Origin of the sequence: Streptomyces olivochromogenes (assembly GCF_001514115.1) — a bacterium.
Lineage (GTDB): Bacteria > Actinomycetota > Actinomycetes > Streptomycetales > Streptomycetaceae > Streptomyces > Streptomyces olivochromogenes.
Genome location: NZ_KQ948459.1, coordinates 82538 through 105363 on the forward strand (window position 1 = coordinate 82538; position 22826 = coordinate 105363).

The window sequence follows — 22826 nt, forward strand, 5'->3', positions numbered from 1 at the left end:
GGCGCCGTCGCTCGTTCGATGTCCGTGCATGTGAACTCCCAGGAGGCGGGCGGGGAATGGCCCCGTGGACGGAGTGCGCGCGTCCGTGAGCGGAGGGGTGGGCCGGCTGGCGGGGAAGGCGCGTGCGTCCGCGGTCACGACGGCAGGACGTACGCCTCCAGCCGTGCGCCATTGAGCCCTGCCGCGCGCTCCGGGTCGTCGGTGGGGACGGTGGCGGCGTACAGGGTGTCGCCGCGCGGGCCCGCGACCAGGCAGCTGAGCGTACGTTGGCTGGTGGCGACGCGGTCCAGGATCGTGCCGCCGGGGCCGACCCGGACGCACTCGCCGCGCAGCGCGTTGGCGACCCAGGCCGTGCCGTCCTTGCCCGGTGCGATGCCGTCCGGGGCGATGGGGGTGTCGGAGCGGTCGGCGATCGCCTGGTGGTCGAGCAGGGACGAGACACGCCGGGTGATCCGGCCGCGCAGCCCGGGATGGTTGAGGGACTTCCACAGCCAGGCCGGGACCAGCGGAGCCCAGGGGCGTGGCGGGCCGAGGCGTCCGTCCGGCAGCACGGGCAGTGCGGTGAGCCGCATCGCCAGTGTCTCGGCGACCAGCAGGGTCCGTCCCTCGTCGATGAGGAAGCAGCCGTTGGGGAACACCAACGGCTCGCTCAGGCCCAGCAGTTCGCCCTCCGGTGACAGGCAGGCGATCGGGGCCCGGGGCGGTCCGGGCGGTGCGTAGAGCATGGCGTTGGGTTGCTGTCGGACGAAGCCGTGGTAGTCGAAGCCGAAATTGCCCACGTAGGCGCGGCCCTGCCCGTCGACGAGCATGTCGTTGACCGGGCCGCCGGCGATGTCCCCGAGGTCCGCGTGCACGACCAGGGAGCCGTCCGGCTCCTGGCGGTGGACGCGGCGTCCGTCCATCGAGACGACCAGCATCCGTCCGTCGGGCAGCCAGCCGAGGCCGCCGGCCCGCCCGGGGACCTCCACCACGGTCTCCGGCTTCCCGAGGGTGTCCCAGCGGTGCACCGTCCCGTGGGCGAAGTCGCAGAACCACAGCGCGCCGTCGTGCCAGCGCAGGGACTCCAGCGTGCCGAATCCGTCCAGAACGACAGTGGCTTGCGGTCGCACTTCCGCCTCCTGAGGGGGCTCGTGCCAGGCGTCGGGTTCCGCTACGGTCGCCCACCACGCGGAAGTAAGTCAAGAGTCTTGGACGCTTGACTTACTTCTGGGCGGATCCGCGCTCCGAGCCGACGCGTGGCCCGTGGGTCTGGCTATCCTGGCGGACGAACCCGCAGGTGAAGAGGGGAGATCGTGTGTCCCGTATGGCGGCGAGCGACCGGAGGGCCGAGCTCCTCGAGGCCGCGATCCGGGTCATGACGCGTGACGGCGTGGCCAAGGCCACCACCCGTGCGATCGTCAACGAGGCCGGTATGACCCTCGGGGCCTTCCACTACTGCTTCGACTCCAGGGCGCAGCTCCTCGAACGCGTCACCGAGACCCTCACCGAGCGCTACGTCGCCGAGGTCCGGGGCCTGTTCGCGCCACACAGGGACATCCGCGACAGCGTCCTCGACAGCCTGCACGCGTTCTGGAAGGGTTTCGAGGCCAACCCCGGCGAGCACCAGATCAGTTACGAGCTCACCCAGTACGCGCTGCGCAATCCCGGCTTCGAGAACATCGCCAGGAGACAGTACGAGATCTTCCTGGCCGCCTTCGCCTCCCTGCTCGAACTGGCCGCCGACAACGCCGGGATCGAGTGGACGCAGCCCGTGCCGATCCTCGCGCGGTACGTCCACTCGGTGATCGACGGCCTGAACATGACCTGGCTCGTCGACCGCAACAGCGACCACAGCCAGGCGGTTCTGCACCTGCTCGCCGACCACCTTCTCCAGTACGCCCGACCCTCGGCCGCCTGACGCGTGCGCCGTCGGTGGCTTGGAATGCGCTATGATTGATCTTGAGCAGACCGCCGGAAGTCTCGGTGGCCGGCCTCGCGTTGGTGGTCCAAGGAAAGACGCCCCGCTTCCTGTGGGGAGATGCAGGTGCAAGGCCTGCCCGGCGCTCCACAGAACCCCGCCTCCGGTATTCCGGAGGCGGGGTTCGCTCGTTGCGGCCGGTGCCGTCAGCGGTCCCGAAGGGGCGCGTTCGAGGTGCGGGTCCAGGAGAGGACGCCGGTGAGCGCGATCCGCAGGAGGGCGCGCAGTTCGACGTGCAGGGGGGCTCTGCCGTCGGCGGCCTGCGTCCAGCGGTAGAGAAGCCCCAGGTAGGCGTCGCGCAGCATGTTGCCCGCCACCACCGGGTCGATGTCGCGGGCGATGTCCCCGCGGGTCTGCCCCATCGTGATGACCCGGGTGAAGACGTGCCCCGCGTAGTCGGGCTCCTCGAGGAGGGGCTGGCCCGACCGGACCCAGGCGGTCAGCATCACCCGGGTGAGGTCCGGCTCCGCTTCGTTGAAGTCGGCCAGGGCGGCCATGCACCGCTCCAGCTGGACGGTGGCGTCGTCGTCCTTGTGCGAGAGCGACTTGTCCATGAAGGCCCGTAGGTTGTCCTGGCGCTGCTCCGCCCACGTCGTGACGACGTCTTCCTTGCGCTGGAAGTGATTGAAGAACGTTCCCCGGGCGACATCGGCGCGTTCCGCGATCTGGTCGATCGTCGTGCGTTCGTACCCCTGCTCGGCGAAGAGCTCCAGAGCTGCCGTGTACAGGCGGTCATGCATGCGCTGCCTGCTCCGTTCCCGCCGGCCGGGGGGACGTACGGGCTGGGAATTCTCAACCGTCATCGGCTCTCTCTTTCTCTCGGCTCCGCGCGGACGCCTCCGCGAACCTTCGGAGTCGACGACGGGCATCCCTACCGTCGTGCCAAGAGACCGGGTCCACGGCGACCGTATCGGTATACCGTAGTCCATTAATGCATTGCGGTTCTAGGTGCGGTACGTGACGCGTTGAACGCCGGAGCGGTCGTACCGCGTGCATCGCGGTACGACCGCTCCGGCTGACGGCGACCTGGTCGACAGGGCAGGCCTCAGCGGCTCAGGGACTCGGGCGCCGCCTCCTCGCGGAGGTCGGCCGCGATGGCGGCGGCGCTCTCGTCGCCCAGCAGACGGCTGGTCGGGAGATCCACCCCGAGTTCCCGGTGCAGGATGCGCCTGAGCTGGGTCGCCATCAGCGAGTCGAGGCCCAGGTCGCGCAGCGACCGCCGTGGATCGACCCGGTCGACGGTGGTGCCGAGCATCGTCGCGGTGTGGATGAAGAGGCGCTCCGCGGGCGGCCGGGAGGCGTGCGACCGGCCGGCGCCCGGATTCGGCAGGGGATCCCGCTCGACGGGAGCCCGCTCGACGGGAGGCAGCGCCGCGGGCGGCGGCGCGGTGGCCGCCGTCATCGCGTCGGGTTCGTGGTGCGCCGCGTCGGACCGGCCCGGCGCCCGGACCATCGCGATGCCCTCGAACTCGGCGAGCACGCGCCCGTCCGGCGCGGTGAGCAGGACATCGCAGCGGGTACGGTCCCGGTCGGCTTCGGGGGCCGAGCGGGCCGTGCTCCAGAACTCGCCGCCGGGTGCGTCGGCCAGCAGGACGCGGGCGAAGGAAAGGGGCAGATGGGCCCGCGTCGGGTCGTCCGCCGCCGTGCAGTGCGGCCAGGCTCCCAGCATGGCCAGCAGACCGGCCTCCAGAGCGCCGCTCACCGCGCCCGAGGGCGCGTGCAACCGAGCCACCGCCTCGCCCTCCCGCCGCCACACCTGCCCTACGGTGCGCAGCGCCGGGGCGACGGAGTACCCGCGGGCCTCCGCCCGCCGGTAGAACTCGGCGCCGGGCACGTACTCGCCGCACCGGGTCAGCGCGCCGTCCAGCGGGGCGAGCCCGGGGGCGTGGGCCGGTGTCGCCGCCGCCCGTGCGGTTCCCACGACGCACAGGCCGGGCGCGCCGGACCCCTCGGGGACCACCTCGACCGCGAAGGTGAACTCCCCCTCTCCCGTAGGGGGTTTCCTCTCCCCGGCCAGCGGGTCCCCTGCCCCGGCCGATCGATCCAACCGGATCCGCACCGTGGTCCGCGGAGCGTCGGACAGGAGCGGCAGCCCGTCACCGATGCGGGTGTCGAGCAGCTCGACCGGTCCTTCGCCGACCAGGTCGCGCACCGCCTCGGCGACCGCCTGCAGAAACACCGCGGGCGGCACGGGGGCCAGTCCGCGCACCGACACACCCGTGTCCAGGTCCGCGACGCCCAGCTGCGACAGCCGGACCTGACGTTCGTACAGTCGCACCGGAGCCGTCGACGGGACGCTCTCGACGCGGTGGTCCTCCGCGTCCCACGAGTACAACGGCAGCGGTATTCGGCGGTTGTCGTCGCCGTACCAGCGCCGCCAGTCGACCCGGGCGCCGAGGGAGAACGCCCGGCCCATCGCACGGGCGGTCGCCATCGCCTCGCTCTGCAGCCGGACCAGCGTGGTCACCACCTTCGGCGCCACGCCGGCCGCGCTCTGCACGTCGTCGATCGCCTGGGCGAGCAACGGATGCGGGCTGACCTCCACGAAGATCACGTCCCGGGTCTCGGTGAGTTGCCGCACGGTTTCGGCGAAGCGCACCGGACGGCGCAGATTGTCCACCCAGTAGGCCGCGTCGAGGTCGGCGCCCCGCACGGAAGCGCACCGGACGGTGGAGACCATCTCCGTCCGCGGCGCCGCCGGCTCCACGTCCGCCAGCCGTGCCAGCAGGTCGTCGCGTATCTCGTCCATGAGGGGGGAGTGGGAGGCGACATTGACCTTGACCCTGCGGCACAGGACCTCGCGCCGCTCCAACTCGCCGGCGATCTTGTCCAGTACGGCGGCGTCGCCGGCCAGCACGGTGGCGCTGGGCGAGTTCTCCACCGCCACGCACACATCGTCGCCGTACGCCGCGACGAGCTCGTGCGCCTCGGCGGGGGACAGCTCCGTGGCGAGCATCGCGCCGCGGCCCGCGAGGCGCTGCATCAGGCTGCTGCGGCGGCAGATCACCCGCGCCGCGTCCCGCACGGACAGGGCACCGGCCACGCACGCGGCCACGGCCTCTCCCATGCTGTGTCCGACGACCAGGTCCGGTTCCACCCCCATGCCGCGCCAGTGGGCCGCGAGCGCGACCTCCACGGCCCACAAGGCGGGCTGCACCCTCTCGACGGCGTCGGCGAGCTCCGCACCGTCGTCCAGCAGCAGGTCCACGACCGACCAGCCGAGCTCCTCGCGCACCGCCGCGTCGCACTCCGTCAGTGCCGCGCGGAAGGCGTCGGAGGTCCGCAGCAGTTCCCGGCCCATGCCGCGCCACTGCGAACCCTGCCCGGAGAAGACGAAGGCGACCTCGCGCGGACCGTCGAAGCCCGCCTCGTGCATCCCGCCGTCGGGCGTCGGCTCATCCGCCGCCAGGGCGCGCAGTACGTCGGCCAGGGCGTCGTGCGAGTGGCCGACGGCCCACAGGCGGAAGGGGTGTGCGTCCCGGCCCGTCGCCGCCGAGCGGCAGATGTCGCGCAGCCGTTGGCCGCGGCCGGGCCCGTCCGGCCCCAGATGCGTGGCGTGGCGGGCGGCCAGCCGGCGCAGCGCCGTGGGGGTGCGGGCGCTGAGGACGAGCAGGTGCGGGCCCGTGTCCTCGGCCGACCGCGGTGTGCCGGAGTCCGGGCGCGGTGCCGCTTCGGGGACGTACTCGCCTATCACCGCGTGCGCGTTGGTCCCCGACAGGCCGAACGAACTCACTCCGAGCACCGCGCGGTCGCCCCTGGGAAGCAGTGGCGTGTTGCGGTCCGCCACCGTGACGGGGAAGCCGGGCTCCGTGAGCTGGGGGTGGGGTGACGTCAGGTGGAGCGAGGCGGGCACCGTGCGGTGCTTGGCCACGAGCACCGTCTTGATGAGGCCCGCGATACCGGCGGCGGCCTCGGCATGGCCGATGTTGGTCTTCACCGAGCCCACCAGCAGCGGCGTTCCGGCCTTGTCCTCGGCCCCCAACGCCTCGGCCAGCGCCCGCAGTTCCACGCCGTCACCGACGGTCGTACCGGTGCCGTGCGCCTCCACGTAGTCCACCTGGGACCCGCTCACCCCGGCGCTGCGCCAGGCGGAGCGGACCATCGCCACCTGCCCGGACACCGCGGGCTGCAGGAGAAGCCCGCTGCCGTCGCCGTCGTTGGTCACCGCGCTGCCCAGCAGCAGGGCGTGCACCGGATCGCCGTCCGCGAGGGCGTCGGACAGCCGCTTGAGCAGCACCGTGCCCACGCCCTCGCTGCGCACGAAGCCGTTCGCGGAGCTGTCGCCGAACTTGCACCGGCCGTCCGGCGCGAGCATCCGCCCCTGGGAGTAGGCGACCGCGTCGGTGGGCGTGAGGATCGTGTTGACCCCGGCGGCGACGGCCAGTTCACACTCTCCGGTGAGCAGGCTCTGGCGTGCGCTGTGCAGGGCGACCAGGGAGGACGAGCAGGCGGTGTCCAGCACCAGGCTGGGCCCGCGCAGGTCGAAGGCGTGGGAGACACGTCCGGCGGTGACGGCACGCAGCCTGCTGCCCGCCATGGCACGCACGTCCGCCGTGGCCGACGGCGCCGTCGCGTCGCCGTACTCGGCGGTCGCCTGCCCGACGAACACTCCGGCGCCGCTGCCGCGGACCGTGGAGGGCGGGATGCCGGCGTCCTCGAACGCCTCCCACACGACGTGCAGGAGAAGGCGCTGCTGCGGGTCCATGGTGCGCGCCTCGCGCGGCGAGATCCCGAAGAAGGCGGCGTCGAAGTCGAACACGCCGTCCAGGAAGCCGCCATGACGGGAGATCAGCCGGTCAGGCGTGCCGGGCCGCGGGTCGTACCAGGCGGCCACGTCGAACCTGTCCCGCGGCACCGGTACGACGGCATCGGTATTGCTCTCCAGCAGTTTCCAGAACTCCTCCACCCCTGGTGCCCCGGGGAACCTGCATCCCATGCCGATGATCGCGATCGGTTCGACTGTGTTCACATCCGCGCCTTCCTGACGAGTCAGTAGTCCAAATCTATACCGAAGAACAAACTTGATCCGAAGTCCTTTTGATGAAGGTGTCGTTAAGGGCGGGTCATGGCGGATGGATCCCGCGTAACAAACACCACATGAACGGATTTTGACGGCGCCTTGGCGCACGAGGTGCCCATGGCCCCACCGGCCCTCCCCGGGGGATTCCGGTGACCTCGAGTCGACTATTGAACTCCAGTACATCTATGTGCTTCAGTTGCGACGCGATCCCCACCACCGAGTGCGAAGGAGCAGGCATGCTCACCACCAGGAAGCTGGGCCGTCAGGGGCTGGAGGTCTCAGAGCTCGGCCTCGGCTGCATGGGCATGAGCCAGTGGTACGGCGCCACGGACGACCGCGAGTCGGTCGCCACCGTCCACCGGGCACTGGAACTGGGCTACACCCTCTTCGACACCGCCGAGGCCTACGGTCCCCACGACAACGAGGTGCTGCTCGGCCGCGCCCTCGCGGGCCGCCGTGAACAGGCCCTCATCGCCACGAAGTTCGGCTTCCCGATGAAGCTGAAGGACGGCACGACGGCCGAGGCCGACAGCCGTCCCGAGCACATCGTCGAGGTCGTCGAGGCCTCCTTGAAGCGCCTCGGAACCGACTACATCGACGTGCTCTACCAGCACCGCGTCGACCCGAAGGTGCCGATCGAGGACGTCGTGGGCACCATGGCCGACCTCGTACGGCAGGGCAAGGTCCGCTATCTGGGCCTGTGCGAGGCCGGCGAGAAGACCATCAGGCGCGCCCACGCCGTCCACCCGCTGTCCGTCGTGCAGAGCGAGTTCTCGGTCTGGGAGCGGAACCTGGAGGACGGGGTCCTGCCGCTCCTGCGGGAACTCGGCATCGGCCTCGTCGGCTTCTGCCCGCTCGGCCGGGGCTTCCTGACCGGTGGCGTACAGCGCGCCGAGGACTACCCGGACGACGACTTCCGGCACCACGACCCGCGTCTGCAGGGCGTCAACTACGACCAGAACATGGCGATCGCCGCGAAGATCCGGGAGGTCGCGGAGCGCCACGGCCTCACCCCGGCCCAGCTCGCCATCGCCTGGGCGCTGCACCAGGGCGACGACATCGTCCCCATCCCGGGCACCAAGCGGCGTACGTACCTGGAGGAGAACACCCGCTCCGCCACGGTGGCACTCGGCGTGGACACGCTCGCCGAGATCGACGACGCCGTACGCGCCGATCTGGTCGCCGGCCCCCGCTACAACGAGCGAATGATGGCCTACATCGACCGCTGACTCCTCCCGGCCAGGTTCTCGAGAGCCGTCCTTCGACGTGCCGCTCTCCCCTTTTCCCGCAGCAGAGCCCAGAGCCAGATACAGATCCTCAGGAGCAGCCGTGGACATACCGCACTGGCAGAAACACTGGAACGACCGCCGCGCTCCCTTCGCGGACGAGTGCCGGCAGGCCCGGGACGCCTTGCTGTCCGATCTGAAGCAACCCGGCGTCGCACAACAGCGCGTCCTCGCCGACGTCATCGACATGAGCGCGGGCTCGGTCCACTGGCGGGAGCGGGGCTACGACGCCGTCGCCGCCGACCCCGGCCTCTTCCGCTCGGTGCTGCCCATCATGCGCTACGACGACTTCGTACCGGAGATCGAGCGCGAGACCCGTACCAAGGGCGGAACCCTCACCTGCAGTCCGGTGCTGCGCTGGCTCAAGACCAGCGGGACCACCGGAGTCCCCAAGCTGGTGCCCTACACCCTGCACTGGCTCCTCACCTACCGCATCCCCGCCATGAAGGCGATGTGGGGCACGTATCTGGAGTACCACCCGGAACTGCTCGACCACCCGTACGCGACGCTCGACACCCAGACCGTCCGGGAGGACGTCTTCGACTTCGTGCACGGGATCGGGCACCAGGCCGTCAGCAATCGGCACCCGCAGATCAACAGCCGTGACTGGAATCCGCCGTGGTACGAGTCGCCGTGGTTCGGCCCGGCCGTCCCCAGCGCCCACGAGGGCCGCATGTACCACCGCATCCGGCACCTCGTCGGCAGGGACCTGCACTACATCTCGGCGATCAACCCGAGCACCCTGATCTCCTTGCGGGACCTGCTGGCCGCGCACGGCACGGACCTCGTGCGCGACCTGCGCGAGGGAACGCTGGAGGGCAGGCCGTACACCGAACCCGACGAGCGGGCCGCCCGGCATCTCGAAGACGTCCTGCGCAAGCCGGACTTCAGCCTCAAGGACGTGTGGCCCTCCCTCACCCTCTACACCTGCTGGCTCTCCGCCTCCGCCGGGCTGTACGCGGCCAAGCTGGACGCGGTCTTCCCGGGCGTCGACAAGCTGCCGTTCATGAGCTGCGGCACCGAGGGGGTCACCACCATCCCGGTGGACGACTCGCCGCACAGTCAGCCGCTGGCCGTGGGACAGGCGTACTTCGAGTTCGTACCCGCCGATGTGCCCCTGGGGGAACTCGTCGACAGCGGCGAGCCGGTTCACACGCTGTTGTTCGACGAGGTGGAACCCGGCCGCGACTACCACCTCATCATGACGCAGGGCAACGGTCTCTACCGCCTGTGGACGGGCGACATCTACCGCGTCGACCGGATCGTGGACGGCACCCCGTGGGTCCACTTCGTCCACCGTGACGGCATCTTCCACTCCTTCACCGGCGAGAAGATCACCGAGTCCCAGGTCACCGAGGCCATCCGGCGGGGACTCGCGGCCAGCGGCCTCGGCACCGGTCTCTACATGTGCGGACCGCGGTGGGCGGAACCCCCGTACTACATCGTCGTCACCGAGGCCCCCGAGCCGTCACCGCGACTGGACCGGGCCCTGTCGGCCGACGTCGACAGCGCGCTGCACGAGATCAACATCGAGTACGCGTCCAAGCGGGACAGCGGGCGGCTCGGCGCGCTGGAGGTCGTCACCGTGCCCCACGACGCCATCACCGCCTACATCGAAAGCCGCCGCCAGGCGGGCAACGCCACCCAGTACAAGTACAAGCCGTTCCAGCAGGACATCGACTTCGTCGCCGCCGTATCCGGCCGCATATCCGGCCGCTGAAAGGGGAGTTCGGACGTGATCGAGACCAAGAGGCCGCCGCAGAACATCCGCCGCGAGATCGTGGGCATCCCCGTCGAGGGCGCCGAACTGGCGCTGCACCTGTGGCGGCCGCGCGGACAGGTGAAGGGCGCCGTCTTCTACTTCCACGGACTGCAGTCGCACGCCGGCTGGCTGTGGGAGGTCGGCCCCCAGTTCGCCGACAACGACATCGCCTTCTACGTCCTCGACCGGCGCGGCAGCGGCATCAGCGGCGGCACACGGCACGACCTGCCCGACGTGGACACGGTGATCCGCGACTACGTGACCGCGCTGGAGCACGTACGGGAGACGGTCGGCGAGAGCGTGCCCCTGTCGCTCTTCGGGCACTGCCTGGGCGGCTCCTTCATGGCGGCGCTCATGCACCACCCGGACTTCACCACCCGCTACGACGCGGCCGTCTTCTGCTCGGCATGGCTGGGCAAGCTGCACGCCACCCTCGACGACGAGCAGCTGCGGACCCTGGCGGCCGAGACCGGCCAGGAGCCGTGGGACGCCGGGCTCAGGGCCCAGGACTTCACGGACGAGGCGCGCCACCGGCACTTCATCGACCACGACGACCTGGCGGTACGCGAACTGACCCGGCGCTCCCGGGGCGTGCTGCTCGACCTGGAGCGGCTGTACATGCGGCCCGAGCGGACGCTGCCCGCGGTCCCGGCGGCCTACGTGTCCGGCATCAGCGACCCGATCATCGACCTCGACGACGCGCGGCGCACCTTCCTCGGGATGACCGGGAGCCACGGGGCCCTGCTCCAGTTCGCCACCGACAAGCACTACCTCTTCTACACCGACGTACGGGCCCGGCTCGTCGACTGGGCGTCCACGTTCACCCTCCTCCAGGGGCTGGACCGCCATGCCTGACGCCGCCGAGGCAGTCCTGTACCGGGTCGAGATGCCGATGGCGGTCTCCTTCGACCACCCCGCCAAACGCCGCTCCACCTCCGACAGCCTCCTGCTGCGCCTGGACGTCGACGGAGCGAGCGGCCTCGGGGAGTGCGCCCCCAGGGCGTACGTCACCGGGGAGACCACCGAGACCGTGACCGGCGCCCTTCGCCATGTGCCGCTGGACGAGATCTTCGCGCGGGTCCGCTCGACCGAACCGGCCGTGCTCCTCGCCCGGCTGCGCCACGAGGGAGTCGCCGGGACCTTCGGCCTGCGGGGCGGCGGCAATCTGCTCTGCCTCCTGGAGACCGCGCTGCTCGACCTGCTGGGCAGGCGGCTGGGCCTGGGCGGGGCGGAACTGGTGCCCACCGAAGGGGCACCCGCCGCACGCCGCCCCGCGCTGCCCGTCTCCCAGGTACTCGACCTCAGCCTCGACGTCGAGGAGTTCCTCGACACCCGCGGCCCCTTCCACTTCGTCAAGGTCAAGGCGGCCGACGACTTCGCCCGCGACCTCCGCACCGTCACCGCGATCCGCGCCCGCCTCGGCGACACCGTCCCCGTCATGGTCGACGCCAACATGAGCTGGACCCCGGACGAGGCCCACGGGCAGCTGGCCGCGCTGCACGACGCCGGAGCCGACCTCGTCGAAGAACCCCTGGCCAAGGGGTCCTGGGCGGAACTCTCCCGGCTGCGGGCCCGCACCGGTGTTCGCATCCTGCTCGACGAGTCGGTGTGCACCCTCGACGACGCCCGCACCGCCGTCGAGTCCGGGGCCTGCGACGCCTTCAACGTCCGCGTGGCGAAGAACGGCGGCCCGGTCACCGCCGCGCGACTGATCGAGCTGGCCCGGCGCGCCGGCCTCGGCTTCCAGATCGGCGTCCAGGTCGCCGAGGTCGGACCGCTCATCAACGCCGGCCGCGCCCTCGCCTTCGCACACGGCGACGCGTTCACCGTGGAGGCCGGCCAGTCCGACCGCTTCTTCCCCGAACCGGTCGTCTCACCGCCGCCGGCGGTGTGCCGTACCGCCAACACCATCACCCCGGCTCCCGGGCCCGGCTTCGGCCTCGACCTCAACGAACACGCCGAACCCTGGGCCGTGCTCCGCCGCACCGAGGGCGACACGTCCTGGCGGCCCGTCCCCGCTCCCGCGCCCCGTACGAAGGAACACGCATGACGACGTCCTACTTCTCCGACCTGGTGGTGGAGTTCCTGCACCAGCAGGGCATCGACAAGGTCGCCTTCAACCCCGGCGCGTCCTTCCGCGGCGTGCACGACTCCCTCGTCCACGCGGACAACGCCGAGATCGCCCCCGAGATCGTGATGACCTGCCACGAGGAGATCGCCGTGGCCGTGGCGCACGGCTACCACAAAGCGAGCGGCCGGCACATGGGTGTGTTCGTGCACGCCAACGTCGGTCTCCTGCACGCCTCGATGGCCGTCTTCAACGCCTGGTGCGACCGCGTACCGCTGTTCGTGCTCGGCGGCAACGGCCCCGTCGACGCCGGCAAGCGTCGCCCGTGGATCGACTGGATCCACACCTCGCAGAACATCGAGTCCGTCGTCAAGGACTATGTGAAGTGGTGCGACCAGCCCATCGGCCAGCGGGCCACCGTCGAGTCCCTCTACCGCGCCTTCAAGCTGATGAACACGCCGATGCAGGCGCCGGTGTTCGTGGCGCTCGACTTCGACGTGCAGGAGCAGCCGCTCGAGGACGGCGTACGGCTGCTCCCCGCGCGGGCCACCGAGGCAGCCCGGCTGCCCGCGCTGAACGGCGCCGACCTCGACGACCTGACCGGGCGACTGCTCGCCGCCCGACTCCCGGTCCTGGTGGTCGACTTCTCGGGCCGTGACCCCGGGACCGTCGCGCAGCTGGTCGCGCTCGCCGACGCACTGGGCCTGGCCGTCGTCGACCGCGGCAACCGGCTCAACTTCCCCAACACCCACCAGCTCAACGTCAGCCACACCACGGGCACCCTCCTGTCCGACGCCGACCTCGTCCTCGCCCTCGAGGTGCAGGACCTGGTCGGCGCCCTCGGCTCCTTCCTCACGCTCACCGACCAGGGAGCGCCCGCGAACGGCGCCGACATCGTCACCCTCGGCTTCAACGAGCTGCTCACCAGCAAATGGGCCGCCGACTACCAGCAGTTCGTGCCGGTCACCCGGGCCGTCGCCGCCGACACCGCGGACTCGGTGGCCGCGCTGCGTACGGTCGTCGAGGACCCGGCCGGTCCGTTCGCGGCGCCCGAGTTCACCGAGCGCCGCGAACAGCGTGCCAAGGCCCTCGCCGACCTGCACACCGAAGCCCGCGCCGGCTGGGCGCGCCAGGCCGAGGAGGCGAAGGGCCGCGACCGTATCCATGTGTCCGCGGCCGTCGACGAGATCCACCGTGCGGTCCGCGACGAGGAGTGGATCCTCACCAACACCGGCAGCCTCACCATCGACGGCTGGGTGAAGAAGCTCTGGCCGCTGGAGCGACCCGGCAGCTATCTCGGCCTCAACGGCGGCGGCGGCCTCGGCTACGGTCTCGGCGCGTCGATCGGCGCGGCGCTCGCCCACCAGAGCGACGGCACGCTCTGCCTCGACCTCCAGGCCGACGGCGACTTCCTCTACACGCCCAGCGCGCTGTGGACTCTCGCCGCCTACGACGTGCCGCTCCTGGTGATCGTCATGAACAACCGCCTCTACCTGAACTCCACCCAGCACGCCGAGCGCATCGCCGGCAACCGCGACCGGGACATCGACCGCGCGCACATCGCCACCAGCTTCTACGACCGGCCCGTCGACTTCGTGACACTGGCCCGGTCGTTCGGTGTCCACACCCTGCCGCGGGTGGAGCGCGTCGACGCCGTCGCGCCGACCGTGCGCGAGGCGGTCGCCCACATCAAGGAGCACGGCAAGCCCGTCCTCGTCGAGATCCTCATGGAGTGACCGGACCGGCCCGCCCGGACCGGGCGGGCCACCGCCTTCCCAGCCCGCGACTTCCCAGGAGGCACCCACCATGACGGTGGTCTTCGAATGCATCTACGACGACGAGCGGCACTTCGGACTGGGCGTGCCGGAGGCCGGAGCACCCCTGCGCCTGTATCCCCTGGCCGGTGACACCCTCGCCGCGCTGCTCACCGCGGCGGCCGGCGACGGGGCGGACACCGCCGACCTGCTCACCCGGGGCCGGGCGGCTGTCGACGTACCGGCCGCGGACCGTCACCGGGCGCGGCCGCTGCCGCCGCTGCTGCCCGCGCACGTGGGGGACGCGCTGGTCAGCGGCTTCATGATGACGCACAACGTGAAGGTCGGCGCCGAGGTCCCGGACCAGCCCAACTGGTTCGTCAAGGGGCTCGGTGACGTCCTGAAGGTGCCGGGCGAGGCGCTGTCCGTACCCGGCGACGCCGTGGCCGTGTGCGAGGAGGCCGAGGTGGTCCTCGTCTACGTGGGCGACGAACGGGGGACGCCCCGCTACGCCGGCTACACCTTCGGCAACGACGTCACCGACATAGGCCGCTTCAAACAGCACGCCGGGCACCTGTCGTACGCGAAGCTGTGCGACGCCGGGGTGGCCTCCTGGCTGCACCTCGGCGAACCGCCGCGCACGGTGACGGGCGAGGTCACCGTCGAGCGAGGCGGGGCACCGGCCTGGAAGGGCCCGTTCACCACCGGTGTCGACGCCCTCCACTACGACCTGCCCACGATGATGTCGCGCCTCTTCTCCTACGAGGCCCTGCACCGCCCCGGCCGGGTGCACTACGTCTACATCGGCGCCGACCGCAGCAGCTTCCACGCCGGGTTCCGGATCGGTGACGGCGACCGGGTCACCATCGACGTCGCGAGCCACGGTGTGCGGCTGTCCCACCCGCTGGTGTGGACGCGCCGCCCCGGACAGGACTGAGGCCGTGACCCCGCTGCGCCGACTCAGCGACGCCGAGGCGGCGTTCGCCCGCACCCACGCGCTGATGCACGGCACCACGCAGGTCACCACCCATGTCACGGTGCGCGGCGACCTCGATCCCGAGCGTTTTTGGCGCGGCGCCGAGCGCTGGGCCGCCGAGCTGCCGCTGCTGTCGCTGCGCATCGAGGAACGGTCCGACGGCCTGTGGTTCACCACCGGCCCCGGACCCCGGCCCGGACAGATCCGGCACGGCCCGCTCGGCGCGCCGGACTCGCCCGACGACGTACTGCGCCGGGAGCTCAACGACGTGCTGGAGACCGGTGGTCCACTGTGGCGGCTGCGCCTCGTCCGCGACCCGGGCGCGTCGCACCTCTACTTCACCCGCAACCACGCGATCTCGGACGGCCACTCCACCGGTGCCGTGGTCCGCGCCCTGCTGGACGCGCTGTTCGCCCCGACCGACGGGGTGAGCGTTCACGACGTCCGGACCCTGCCACCGAACGGCGACGCGTTGACGTACCGTCCGCCCGCGCGGCCGGACGTCCCGGTACGGGAATCCGTGCCGCGGCCCGATCCCCTGCCGTTCGCGGCGCACCGGCCGTGGGAGGAGCGGGCCGCGGACTTCGTCCCGCTGGCGTTCACCCGAGAGGAGAGCCTGGCCCTCAAGTCCTGGTGCAGGGAACAAGGAGTGACGGTCAATCAGTTCTTCGCGGTCGCACTGGCCGAGTCGTACGCCGAGGCCACGGGCCGTTCGGAGGTGAATCTGTGCACCGCCGTGTCGCTGCGGCGACGGTACGAGGAGAGCGCCGAACTGCCGGACGTGGGCTGTTTCATCAACGTCCTGACCGTTCCCGTGCGGGTCGGCCGGGGCGATCCGGCCGACGAAGCCCGTGACTACGCCGCGGCGCTGGCGCGGGCGGACGCCGCGTGGCGCCCGCCCCTGAGGGACCACGCGGTGATCCGGCGGGCGGTGGAGGAGACGGCGACCGCCCGGTCGGCCGCCGGGATCTGCATCACCAACGTCGGTGTCGTCGACCCGGCGCTCGGCCCGCACACCGCCCGGGTCACCGGCTATCGCACCGTGGTCAACCGCGTGGGCGCCAACTACGGGATGGTCCTCCATCTCGGCACCCTCGGCGGGGCGTTCACGACGGCACTCGCCTTCGGCACCCCCAGCACCGACCCGGACACGGTGCGCGCCGTGGCGAAGGCACTGCGCGACCGCGCGCTGCGCCCCGGCGCGGCACGCCGGGGTCTGTCGGCGGGGGCTTCCCGATGAGGCGCTCAGGCCTTGACCCCGGTGTCCCCGATATCCCCGGTGTCCTCGGTGCGCAGGACCAGGTCGAGGAGGCCGGGGAAGCGCTCGTCGAACTCGGTGCGGCGCAGCCGGTTGAGTCTCTTGGGTCCGGCGTCGCGCTGCTCCAGGAGGCCGGCCTCGCGCAGTACGGCGAAGTGACGGCTGAGGGTGGCCTTGGTGACCGGTACGTCGAAGCTGCCGCACGCCCTTTCCCAGTCGGCGGCCCCGGCCAACTCCCTTACCAGGGTCTGGCGGACCGGGTCGGCGAGGGCGAGCAGCGCCGCCTCCAGGGGTACGTCGCCCGGGGGAGTGTGGACCGGTGGCGTCCGGTGACTCGCTGCTGCCGTCGCCTGTCGGCTCTCCACGGTCGCCCGCCCGCCCCGTGCCGTCGACTCTCGGCTCTGTGCCGTCATGGCTGGTTGCTCCGTCCCGACTCGCTTGGTCCGTGAGGCGTGCCGTACACGGATTGCAGAGTGTTCGATGATCTGCGTACACTCGGACTGTTCGCTTGTAGACGAACAGTCTACCGGAGCCCGCTGCGTACCGCCCGGCTCCGGCCCCCCACCGCCCTCCGGCACGACGGAAGGAAAACCGTGCCTCAGACCCAACCCCACAAGACCCGGCCGGGACTGACGCTGTTCGCGGCCTGCCTCGGTTTCGTGGTCGTCATCCTGGACGTCAGCGTCGTGAACGTCGCCACCAAGGCGCTCGGCGCGGACTTCGGCGGCAGTCTGTCCGGTCTTGAATGGGTGATCAACGGCTACACCCTCACCTTCGCGGCCTTCCTCCTCACCGCCGGCGCCATGGGCGACCGGTACGACCCCAAGCAGATCTTCATGGCGGGCTTCGCCCTGTTCGCCGTGACGTCCCTGGCCTGCGGCGCCGCCCCCTCGCTGGTCGCCCTCGTCACCGCCCGTGTGGTCCAGGGCGTCGGCGCCGCGATGATCGTGCCGTCCTCGCTGTCGATCGTGAACACCAACTTCCCCGACCCGGCGGAACGCACCCGCGCCGTCAGCCTCTGGGCCGCGGCCGGCGGACTCGCCCTCGCGCTCGGCCCGGTCGTGGGCGGCCTGCTGGTGGACTCGCTCGGCTGGCGCTCGATCTTCTACGTCAACGTCCCCATCGCCGCCGTCGGCATCGTGCTCGTGCGGGCCCACGCCCGGCCCGCCCCCGCGCGCGACGCCTCGGTCCGCCGCTCGCTGGACCTGCCCGGTCAACTGCTCGCCGTCGTCGGCCTGGGCGCGTTCACCGGAGCGATCGTGGAGGCCAACGCGCAGGGCTGGGCCTCGCCCACCGTCCTGACCTGCCTGGCCGTCTTCCTGGTCGCGCTGGTCGGCTTCCTCGCGGTGGAGCGCCGCAGTGGCGACCCGATGCTGCCCCTCCACCTGTTCGGCCGACGGGCGTTCAGTTCCACGTCCCTCATCGGAGTGCTGCTGAACTTCGCCTTCTACGGCCTGATCTTCGTCTTCAGCCTCTTCTTCCAGCAGGTCTGGGACTACTCGCCCATCGTCGCCGGACTCGCGTTCCTCCCGATGACGGCCGCCATCATGATCGCGAACCTGTCGTGCGGTCCGCTGGTCAAGCGCTACGGCGCCCGGACCGTGCTGATCACCGGCAACACCCTCGCCGTCATCGGCTACCTGGCCACGGTCCCCGTCGTCGACTCCGGGGCGTACGCGCAGATGACCGCGCAGTTCGTCGTCGCCGGATTCGGCATCGGCCTGGTCGTCCCCTCCATGACCAACGCCATGCTCGGCTCCGTGGACCCGGCCAACGCCGGTATCGCCTCCGGCGTCCTCAACGCCTCACGTCAGCTGGGCGGCCTCATCGGGGTCGCGGTGATGGGCCTGCTCGTCGGCCAGGCCGCCTCCGACCACTTCCTGTCCGGCCTGCGCGCGGCCCTGCTCTGCGCCGTGGTGGCCCTCGCGATCAGCGCGGTGCTCAGCGCGATCGGCCTGCCCAGGCGGCAGGCGACCACCGCGACGGCACCGGCGGCCGCCGCAGCCAAGGCCGGGTCCGAGCCCGAGCCCGCTCTGAAGACCGCCGACGCGCGCTGACGGCCGCCACTCGGTCGCACGGCCGCCCTACCCCAAGGAGTCCCCGTTCCATGCCTCACCTCGTGCTCGAATACTCCGGCAACGTCCGGGAGCGCATAGACCCGGCCGCCCTCTTCGGGAAGCTGCACACCGAACTGGCCTCCGTCGGAGGCTTCCGCATCCAGGACTTCAAGAGCCGTGCCGTCCGCATGGACCAGTACTTCATCGGCGACGGCACCCGCGAGCAGTCGTTCGTCAACCTCGACGTGCGGACGTTCGGCGGCAAGTCCCCGCAGGCCAGGACGGCGGTGAGCGAGGCCGCCCTGACCGTGCTCGCCGACGCCTTCGAGGCGACCCTGCGCGAGACGGCCTGCGACATCTCCGTCCAGATCACCGAGCTGGACCGCCCGAGCTTCGCCCGGACCCGGTCCGAGGACCACAGCGGCCGTCCCGCGGCCTGACCGGCCCCGCCCCCTCCACGTACAGGAGCAGAACCAGTCATGAGCGCATACGCAGACCAGCGCGTCCTGGTCGTCGGCGGCACCTCCGGTGTCGGCCTCGCCACCGCCCGGGAGTTCGTCACGCAGGGCGCCGACACCGTCATCGCCTCGCGCAGCCCGCAGCGGCTCGACGCGGCCCTCGCGGTGCTCGGCGGGCTCACCGCGTCCGGCGGCGGGGCGGTGAACGGGCAGACCCTGGACATTTGTTCCGAAGAGGAGGTGGAGAAGTTCGCCGCCACCGCCGGGGAGTTCGACCACGTCGTGGTCTCGGCGGGCGAGACCCCCATGGGGCGGGTCGACGCCCTGCCGCTGGCCGACGCGTACGCCGCCATGGACAGCAAGTTCTGGGGCGCGTACCGCATCGCCCGGTCCGTCCGCGTCCGGCCCACCGGGTCGCTGACCCTGCTCGCCGGCTACCTGTCCCAGCGGCCGGGCCGGGCCTCGGCCCTGCAGAGCGCCATCAACGCGGCCCTCGAGGCCCTCGTGCGCGGCCTGGCCCTGGAGTACGCGCCGCTGCGCGTCAACGCCGTCTCGCCGGGGCTGCTGCGGACCCCGCTCTGGGAGGGAATGGACGTCACCGCCCGCGAGCGGATGTACGAGGCGGCGGCGCAGCGCCTGCCCGTGGGGCGCGTGGGGGAGGCGGCCGACGTCGCCCAGGCGGTGCTCTTCGTCACCGGCAACGCCTACGCGACGGGCACCACCGTGTACGTCGACGGCGGCGGAACCATCGCCTGACGACACATGACCTGACGCCCCTTGCCGAACCGCGGCGGGTGCGCCGCGAGGCCCCGTCTCCGGTGTTCGGGAGGCGGGGTTTCCCGCATATGTGACAGATCTCTTCTCCAGCGACCTACCGGCCGGTATACAAGCGATGTTGAGCCTGCAAGGAACGCCGAGTCAGTGTCGACGGAGGAGAGATGATGAACCATCACGTGGTCCGGGGCGACGCCACCCGAAGACGACGACACACCTCCGCGCTGGGAGCCGCCCTCGGTTGCGGTGTCCTTCTCCTCGGTGTCGCCTCCGCGTCTCCCGCCGTCGCGGGCGGACCGCACTCCCACCGGGGAACCGACTACGTGGCGCTCGGCGACTCGTACACCTCCGGACCCCTGATCCCTCGTCAGGTGGACGCCAACTGCGCCCGCTCCGACCAGAACTACCCCTCGCTCGTCGCGACGCGGCGGCCGACCAGCACGTTCACGGACGTGAGCTGCGCCGGCGCGACGACCGACCACATGTGGAAGGCGCAGGGAACCAACGGACCCCAGCTGAACGCCGTCGAGCGCTCCACGGATCTGGTGACCGTGCAGATAGGCGGCAACGACATCGGCTTCAGTTCCATCATCGGCACCTGTGCCGCCTTGAGTTCCAAGGAACCGTCGGGCAACCCCTGTCAGCAGTACTACAACTCCTCGGGTTTCGACCAGCTGACGCGGAAGGTCATCGAGACGGCTCCCAAGATCGCGCGGGTGCTGCGCGCCGTGCACGACAGGGCCCCGCACGCGCGCGTGCTCGTGGTCGGCTACCCGGACCTCCTGCCCGACGACGGCAGCGGCTGCTATCCGTCCGTCCCGTTCGCCGCCAAGGACTTCGCCTACCTGCGTGACGTCGGCAAGCGGCTGAACCTGATGATGCGCACGGTGGCCCTGTTCAGTCGTGCCGAATATGTCGACACGTACAGACCCACCGTCGGACATGACATGTGCAAGGCTCCCGCCGACCGGTGGATCGAGCCGCTGCAGCCCGCTTCACCCGCCGCCCCCGCTCACCCCAACGCCAAGGGCGAGGCGGCCATGGCCGGGGCGGTGCTCCGGCGGCTGTAGCTCCCACGTGGTGCGCGATCTCCATGGATCCCATGGATCCCACGAACTCCATGGACCAGGCATGTTTACAGGAACTGCTCAGGGTCACACGGGTCAGTGAGCACCTGATGCCGAGAGCACCGAGAGGTGAGTTCCATGGCTCGCGACCAGAAAGCCAAGGCCAAGGCCGAGCAGGCCAAGGGCAAGATCAAGGAGACCACGGGTCGTGCCGTGGGCAACGAGCGGATGACGGCCGAGGGGCGCATGGAGAAGGCCAAGGGTGACGCGCGTCAGGCGAAGGAGAAGACCAAGGACATCTTCCGAGGCTGATGCCCGGCCGCTCGTGGGGCGGACGGTTCACGCGGAGCAGCGGGCCCGTCGCATGGAGCGACGGGCCCCCTGCTCCGCTCCGCGTACACCCGCGCCGAGCGGTGGAGGTTCGTAGGCTTTCCCCGCCGAAGATCGTAGGCTTGCCCCTCCGGAGACTGTGTGGGGGAGCCATCTATGACCACGGCCAGGGACCTCTTGATCACCGCCATGGACGTGGACCCGGACCGCCCCGTGGGGCAGGGCGACCTGTCCCTCGCCCTCGCCGGAGCCGAGGTGATCGACCTCCTCGCCGCTGACGCCGTCCACCTGGACGGCGACCGCCTCGTGCCGGCCCCGGAGCCGACGACGGAGGACCGCCTCCTGGCCGAGGCGGCGTCCTCACTCGTACGTCAGGTGCCCTACGAGCCGGTCGAGGACTGGCTGTGGCGCAGGGGACGCGGCCTGGCCGCGGTCCATCTGGCCGCCCTCGAGGCGGACGGTCAGCTGACCCGGCAACGCCAACGCCGACTGCCTTTCGGAGCCGTCCGGATGGTCGTGGTCGACTCGCCCGCCCGACGCCGGGCCCTGCACCGCTGGGCCGCCGACGAGCCCGTCCTCGTCTCCCTCGCGGCGGCCGTCGGGATTCCGGCCGAGCAGGGCACGGACGTACCGGCCGTGACCGACGACGCGGTGACGACCGTGCTGGCCGCCGTCAACGACGCGGTCATGGAACTGGAGGCGGTACGCCAGCGCCGGTCCATCGAGAACTCGGCGTTCGCCAACCTCTGGCGAGGTGCGTGACGCGAGCGGGCGCGCCGCGACACGCCGGTTTCGGAGGATGGCCTCGGGCCGTTGGGCCGGCGCCGGTTTCCGGTAGCGATCACTCGCCCTTGCCCGGCCCGTTCTCGGGCGTGCCGGCGCCGGTGGCTGTTCCCGTGTCGGTGCCCCGGTCCGGGCCGTCGTCGCGGGCCGCGCGCCGGGCCCGTACGGTGCCCGCGACCCGTTGGAACGTCCGCGTCAGCTGGTGCAGCGGGTTGCCCTCCGGGCCGGCGGACGTCTCGTGCGCACCGGACGCCGTCGTCCGGAGGTCTCGGAGCTCGGTCAGCGCCGCATGCGCGAGTTCGGTCGCCTCGCGGTACTGGTCGCGCGACTTCGTCATGGCGTCGAGTGCCTCGGCGTAGACAGCCACCAGCGCCCGCGCCTCCTCCAGCGTCAGCAGCTTCCAGTCCTCCCGGAGGCCGGCGAGGGCGTCCTCCGCCGCTTCCGGCAGCGGCCGGGGCAGCGCCGCGTACCGTACGACCTTCTCCAGGAGCTCCGTCGGCTCCGAGCCGTCGAGGAACACGCTGCGTACGGTGCAGTCCTGCTCGTCGTACCCGGGCCGGGCGGGGGAACCGGGCAGAATCACGGCGCCGCCGCGCGGTACCCGTACGCCCAGGTCGTACAGCGCCCAGTTGACCGCCTGGAACTGCTCGGGCGCGGCGCGGTGTTCCACGACGCGGTGACGCAGACCGGGCGGGAGCAGCCGGGCCAGCGGGAGGCGACCGCGTTCGTCCGTGGTCATCGCCTCGTGGATGACGACGTTGATGCTCCAGCTGTGCTGCGCGGCCTCCTTGAGCAGGCGGCGCAGTGTCTTGTCCTCCTGCGGCAGCGGGTTGATGTCCCGCAGGCGGAGCCCGCCCACGAGGTCGTGGTCCCAGGGGACCTCGTGTCCCGCGGGCCAGAACATGGTCGCGGGAGAGGGCCACGCGAGGTTCCAGGGCCGCTCCGCCTCGGCCACCAGCGTCCAGCGGGTTCCCTCGGCGCCGTGTTCGCGTCCGTCCGTCGTGAGGCGTGCGCGAACCGTGACGGCGTCGTCGACCAGCCAGCGCGCCTCGAAGACATGTCCCTCGGAGTCCGAGGGGTTCTCTGTCTCCAGGTAGTCGTGGATCGTCTCGTCGGCCTTCAGCCTCCGCAGGTTCTCCCTGAGGATCTCCTGCGGGGCGGGCCCGACGTGGCGCCCGCCGGCCAGCCAGACGGTTTCCGGGACGGTGGCGCGGGCGGTGGAGGGCTTGGGCATGAGTCACTTTGCGGTGGGAGGCGGAGTGGCCTCCCAGTATGG

General features: G+C 71.3%; 19 protein-coding genes. 14 read left to right on the forward strand and 5 right to left on the reverse strand.

Annotated features, from left to right (window positions below; translation table 11 throughout):
- Positions 1-134 precede the first annotated feature (134 nt).
- Positions 135-1109 carry an SMP-30/gluconolactonase/LRE family protein gene (locus AQJ27_RS24390; protein ID WP_079065214.1) on the reverse strand — a complete coding sequence of 325 codons (975 nt, stop codon included), beginning with the start codon at positions 1107-1109 and terminating at the stop codon, positions 135-137.
- 194 nt (positions 1110-1303) lie between these two features.
- Here AQJ27_RS24390 and AQJ27_RS24395 point away from each other — a divergent pair, with 194 nt between their 5' ends.
- Complete coding sequence (locus tag AQJ27_RS24395) at positions 1304-1897, forward strand: TetR/AcrR family transcriptional regulator (RefSeq protein ID WP_054228878.1); 594 nt, start codon at positions 1304-1306, stop codon at positions 1895-1897.
- A gap of 206 nt (positions 1898-2103) precedes the next feature.
- On the opposite strand, the gene AQJ27_RS24405 is transcribed toward AQJ27_RS24395, so the two are convergent.
- Positions 2104-2697, reverse strand: a complete 594-nt coding sequence (locus tag AQJ27_RS24405) for a TetR/AcrR family transcriptional regulator (RefSeq protein WP_079065215.1) — start codon at positions 2695-2697, stop codon at positions 2104-2106.
- Between the two features lie 305 nt (positions 2698-3002).
- A complete protein-coding gene (locus AQJ27_RS24410; protein ID WP_067372707.1) occupies positions 3003-6926 on the reverse strand; it encodes a type I polyketide synthase in 3924 nt (1307 codons plus the stop codon).
- A gap of 287 nt (positions 6927-7213) precedes the next feature.
- Here AQJ27_RS24410 and AQJ27_RS24415 point away from each other — a divergent pair, with 287 nt between their 5' ends.
- The 7 genes from AQJ27_RS24415 (at position 7214) to AQJ27_RS24445 (ending at position 16063) form a co-directional block, all read left to right on the forward strand.
- Positions 7214-8206, forward strand: coding sequence for an aldo/keto reductase (locus tag AQJ27_RS24415; protein WP_067372710.1), 993 nt, complete (start codon positions 7214-7216; stop codon positions 8204-8206).
- Positions 8207-8306: 100 nt separating this feature from the next.
- Positions 8307-9983: a GH3 family acyl-acid amido synthetase gene (locus AQJ27_RS24420; protein WP_067372713.1), complete on the forward strand. Its 1677-nt coding sequence runs from the start codon at positions 8307-8309 to the stop codon at positions 9981-9983.
- Between the two features lie 15 nt (positions 9984-9998).
- On the forward strand, positions 9999-10880 hold the full coding sequence (locus tag AQJ27_RS24425) for an alpha/beta hydrolase (RefSeq protein ID WP_067372716.1): 882 nt from the start codon (positions 9999-10001) through the stop codon (positions 10878-10880).
- Positions 10873-12075: a mandelate racemase/muconate lactonizing enzyme family protein gene (locus AQJ27_RS24430; protein WP_067372719.1), complete on the forward strand. Its 1203-nt coding sequence runs from the start codon at positions 10873-10875 to the stop codon at positions 12073-12075. Before AQJ27_RS24425 ends, AQJ27_RS24430 begins: the two co-directional genes overlap by 8 nt.
- Complete coding sequence (locus tag AQJ27_RS24435; RefSeq protein ID WP_067372722.1) at positions 12072-13829, forward strand: thiamine pyrophosphate-binding protein; 1758 nt, start codon at positions 12072-12074, stop codon at positions 13827-13829. Before AQJ27_RS24430 ends, AQJ27_RS24435 begins: the two co-directional genes overlap by 4 nt.
- Before the next feature lie 70 nt (positions 13830-13899).
- Positions 13900-14784 carry an FAH family protein gene (locus AQJ27_RS24440; protein WP_067372725.1) on the forward strand — a complete coding sequence of 295 codons (885 nt, stop codon included), beginning with the start codon at positions 13900-13902 and terminating at the stop codon, positions 14782-14784.
- 4 nt (positions 14785-14788) lie between these two features.
- Complete coding sequence (locus AQJ27_RS24445; protein ID WP_067372728.1) at positions 14789-16063, forward strand: phthiocerol/phthiodiolone dimycocerosyl transferase family protein; 1275 nt, start codon at positions 14789-14791, stop codon at positions 16061-16063.
- 5 nt (positions 16064-16068) lie between these two features.
- On the opposite strand, the gene AQJ27_RS24450 is transcribed toward AQJ27_RS24445, so the two are convergent.
- Entirely contained in the window at positions 16069-16494 is a 426-nt protein-coding gene (locus tag AQJ27_RS24450; RefSeq protein ID WP_079065217.1) for an ArsR/SmtB family transcription factor, read from the reverse strand.
- 180 nt (positions 16495-16674) lie between these two features.
- Here AQJ27_RS24450 and AQJ27_RS24455 point away from each other — a divergent pair, with 180 nt between their 5' ends.
- The 6 genes from AQJ27_RS24455 (at position 16675) to AQJ27_RS24475 (ending at position 21529) form a co-directional block, all read left to right on the forward strand.
- On the forward strand, positions 16675-18138 hold the full coding sequence (locus tag AQJ27_RS24455) for an MFS transporter (protein ID WP_067372731.1): 1464 nt from the start codon (positions 16675-16677) through the stop codon (positions 18136-18138).
- Positions 18139-18188: 50 nt separating this feature from the next.
- On the forward strand, positions 18189-18578 hold the full coding sequence (locus AQJ27_RS24460; protein ID WP_067372734.1) for a 5-carboxymethyl-2-hydroxymuconate Delta-isomerase: 390 nt from the start codon (positions 18189-18191) through the stop codon (positions 18576-18578).
- 39 nt (positions 18579-18617) lie between these two features.
- Entirely contained in the window at positions 18618-19352 is a 735-nt protein-coding gene (locus tag AQJ27_RS24465) for an SDR family oxidoreductase (RefSeq protein WP_067372737.1), read from the forward strand.
- A 185-nt stretch (positions 19353-19537) separates the two neighbouring features.
- On the forward strand, positions 19538-20440 hold the full coding sequence (locus AQJ27_RS24470; RefSeq protein WP_067373456.1) for an SGNH/GDSL hydrolase family protein: 903 nt from the start codon (positions 19538-19540) through the stop codon (positions 20438-20440).
- Positions 20441-20575: 135 nt separating this feature from the next.
- A complete protein-coding gene (locus AQJ27_RS52470) occupies positions 20576-20749 on the forward strand; it encodes a CsbD family protein (protein WP_079065218.1) in 174 nt (57 codons plus the stop codon).
- A gap of 174 nt (positions 20750-20923) precedes the next feature.
- Complete coding sequence (locus AQJ27_RS24475) at positions 20924-21529, forward strand: GOLPH3/VPS74 family protein (protein ID WP_067372740.1); 606 nt, start codon at positions 20924-20926, stop codon at positions 21527-21529.
- Between the two features lie 79 nt (positions 21530-21608).
- Here AQJ27_RS24475 and AQJ27_RS24480 read toward each other — a convergent pair whose 3' ends face one another.
- Positions 21609-22784, reverse strand: coding sequence for a hypothetical protein (locus AQJ27_RS24480; RefSeq protein WP_067372743.1), 1176 nt, complete (start codon positions 22782-22784; stop codon positions 21609-21611).
- Positions 22785-22826: the final 42 nt, after the last annotated feature.

Bases quoted from the DNA above. Each gene is read 5' to 3' on its own strand.
- AQJ27_RS24395 (WP_054228878.1), top strand. From the start codon at position 1,304: ATGGCGGCGAGCGACCGGAGGGCCGAGCTCCTCGAGGCCGCGATCCGG.
- AQJ27_RS24405 (WP_079065215.1), bottom strand. From the start codon at position 2,697: ATGCATGACCGCCTGTACACGGCAGCTCTGGAGCTCTTCGCCGAGCAG.
- AQJ27_RS24415 (WP_067372710.1), top strand. From the start codon at position 7,214: ATGCTCACCACCAGGAAGCTGGGCCGTCAGGGGCTGGAGGTCTCAGAG.
- AQJ27_RS24430 (WP_067372719.1), top strand. From the start codon at position 10,873: ATGCCTGACGCCGCCGAGGCAGTCCTGTACCGGGTCGAGATGCCGATG.
- AQJ27_RS24435 (WP_067372722.1), top strand. From the start codon at position 12,072: ATGACGACGTCCTACTTCTCCGACCTGGTGGTGGAGTTCCTGCACCAG.
- AQJ27_RS24440 (WP_067372725.1), top strand. From the start codon at position 13,900: ATGACGGTGGTCTTCGAATGCATCTACGACGACGAGCGGCACTTCGGA.
- AQJ27_RS24450 (WP_079065217.1), bottom strand. From the start codon at position 16,494: ATGACGGCACAGAGCCGAGAGTCGACGGCACGGGGCGGGCGGGCGACC.
- AQJ27_RS24460 (WP_067372734.1), top strand. From the start codon at position 18,189: ATGCCTCACCTCGTGCTCGAATACTCCGGCAACGTCCGGGAGCGCATA.
- AQJ27_RS24465 (WP_067372737.1), top strand. From the start codon at position 18,618: ATGAGCGCATACGCAGACCAGCGCGTCCTGGTCGTCGGCGGCACCTCC.
- AQJ27_RS24470 (WP_067373456.1), top strand. From the start codon at position 19,538: ATGAACCATCACGTGGTCCGGGGCGACGCCACCCGAAGACGACGACAC.
- AQJ27_RS52470 (WP_079065218.1), top strand. From the start codon at position 20,576: ATGGCTCGCGACCAGAAAGCCAAGGCCAAGGCCGAGCAGGCCAAGGGC.
- AQJ27_RS24475 (WP_067372740.1), top strand. From the start codon at position 20,924: ATGACCACGGCCAGGGACCTCTTGATCACCGCCATGGACGTGGACCCG.
- AQJ27_RS24480 (WP_067372743.1), bottom strand. From the start codon at position 22,784: ATGCCCAAGCCCTCCACCGCCCGCGCCACCGTCCCGGAAACCGTCTGG.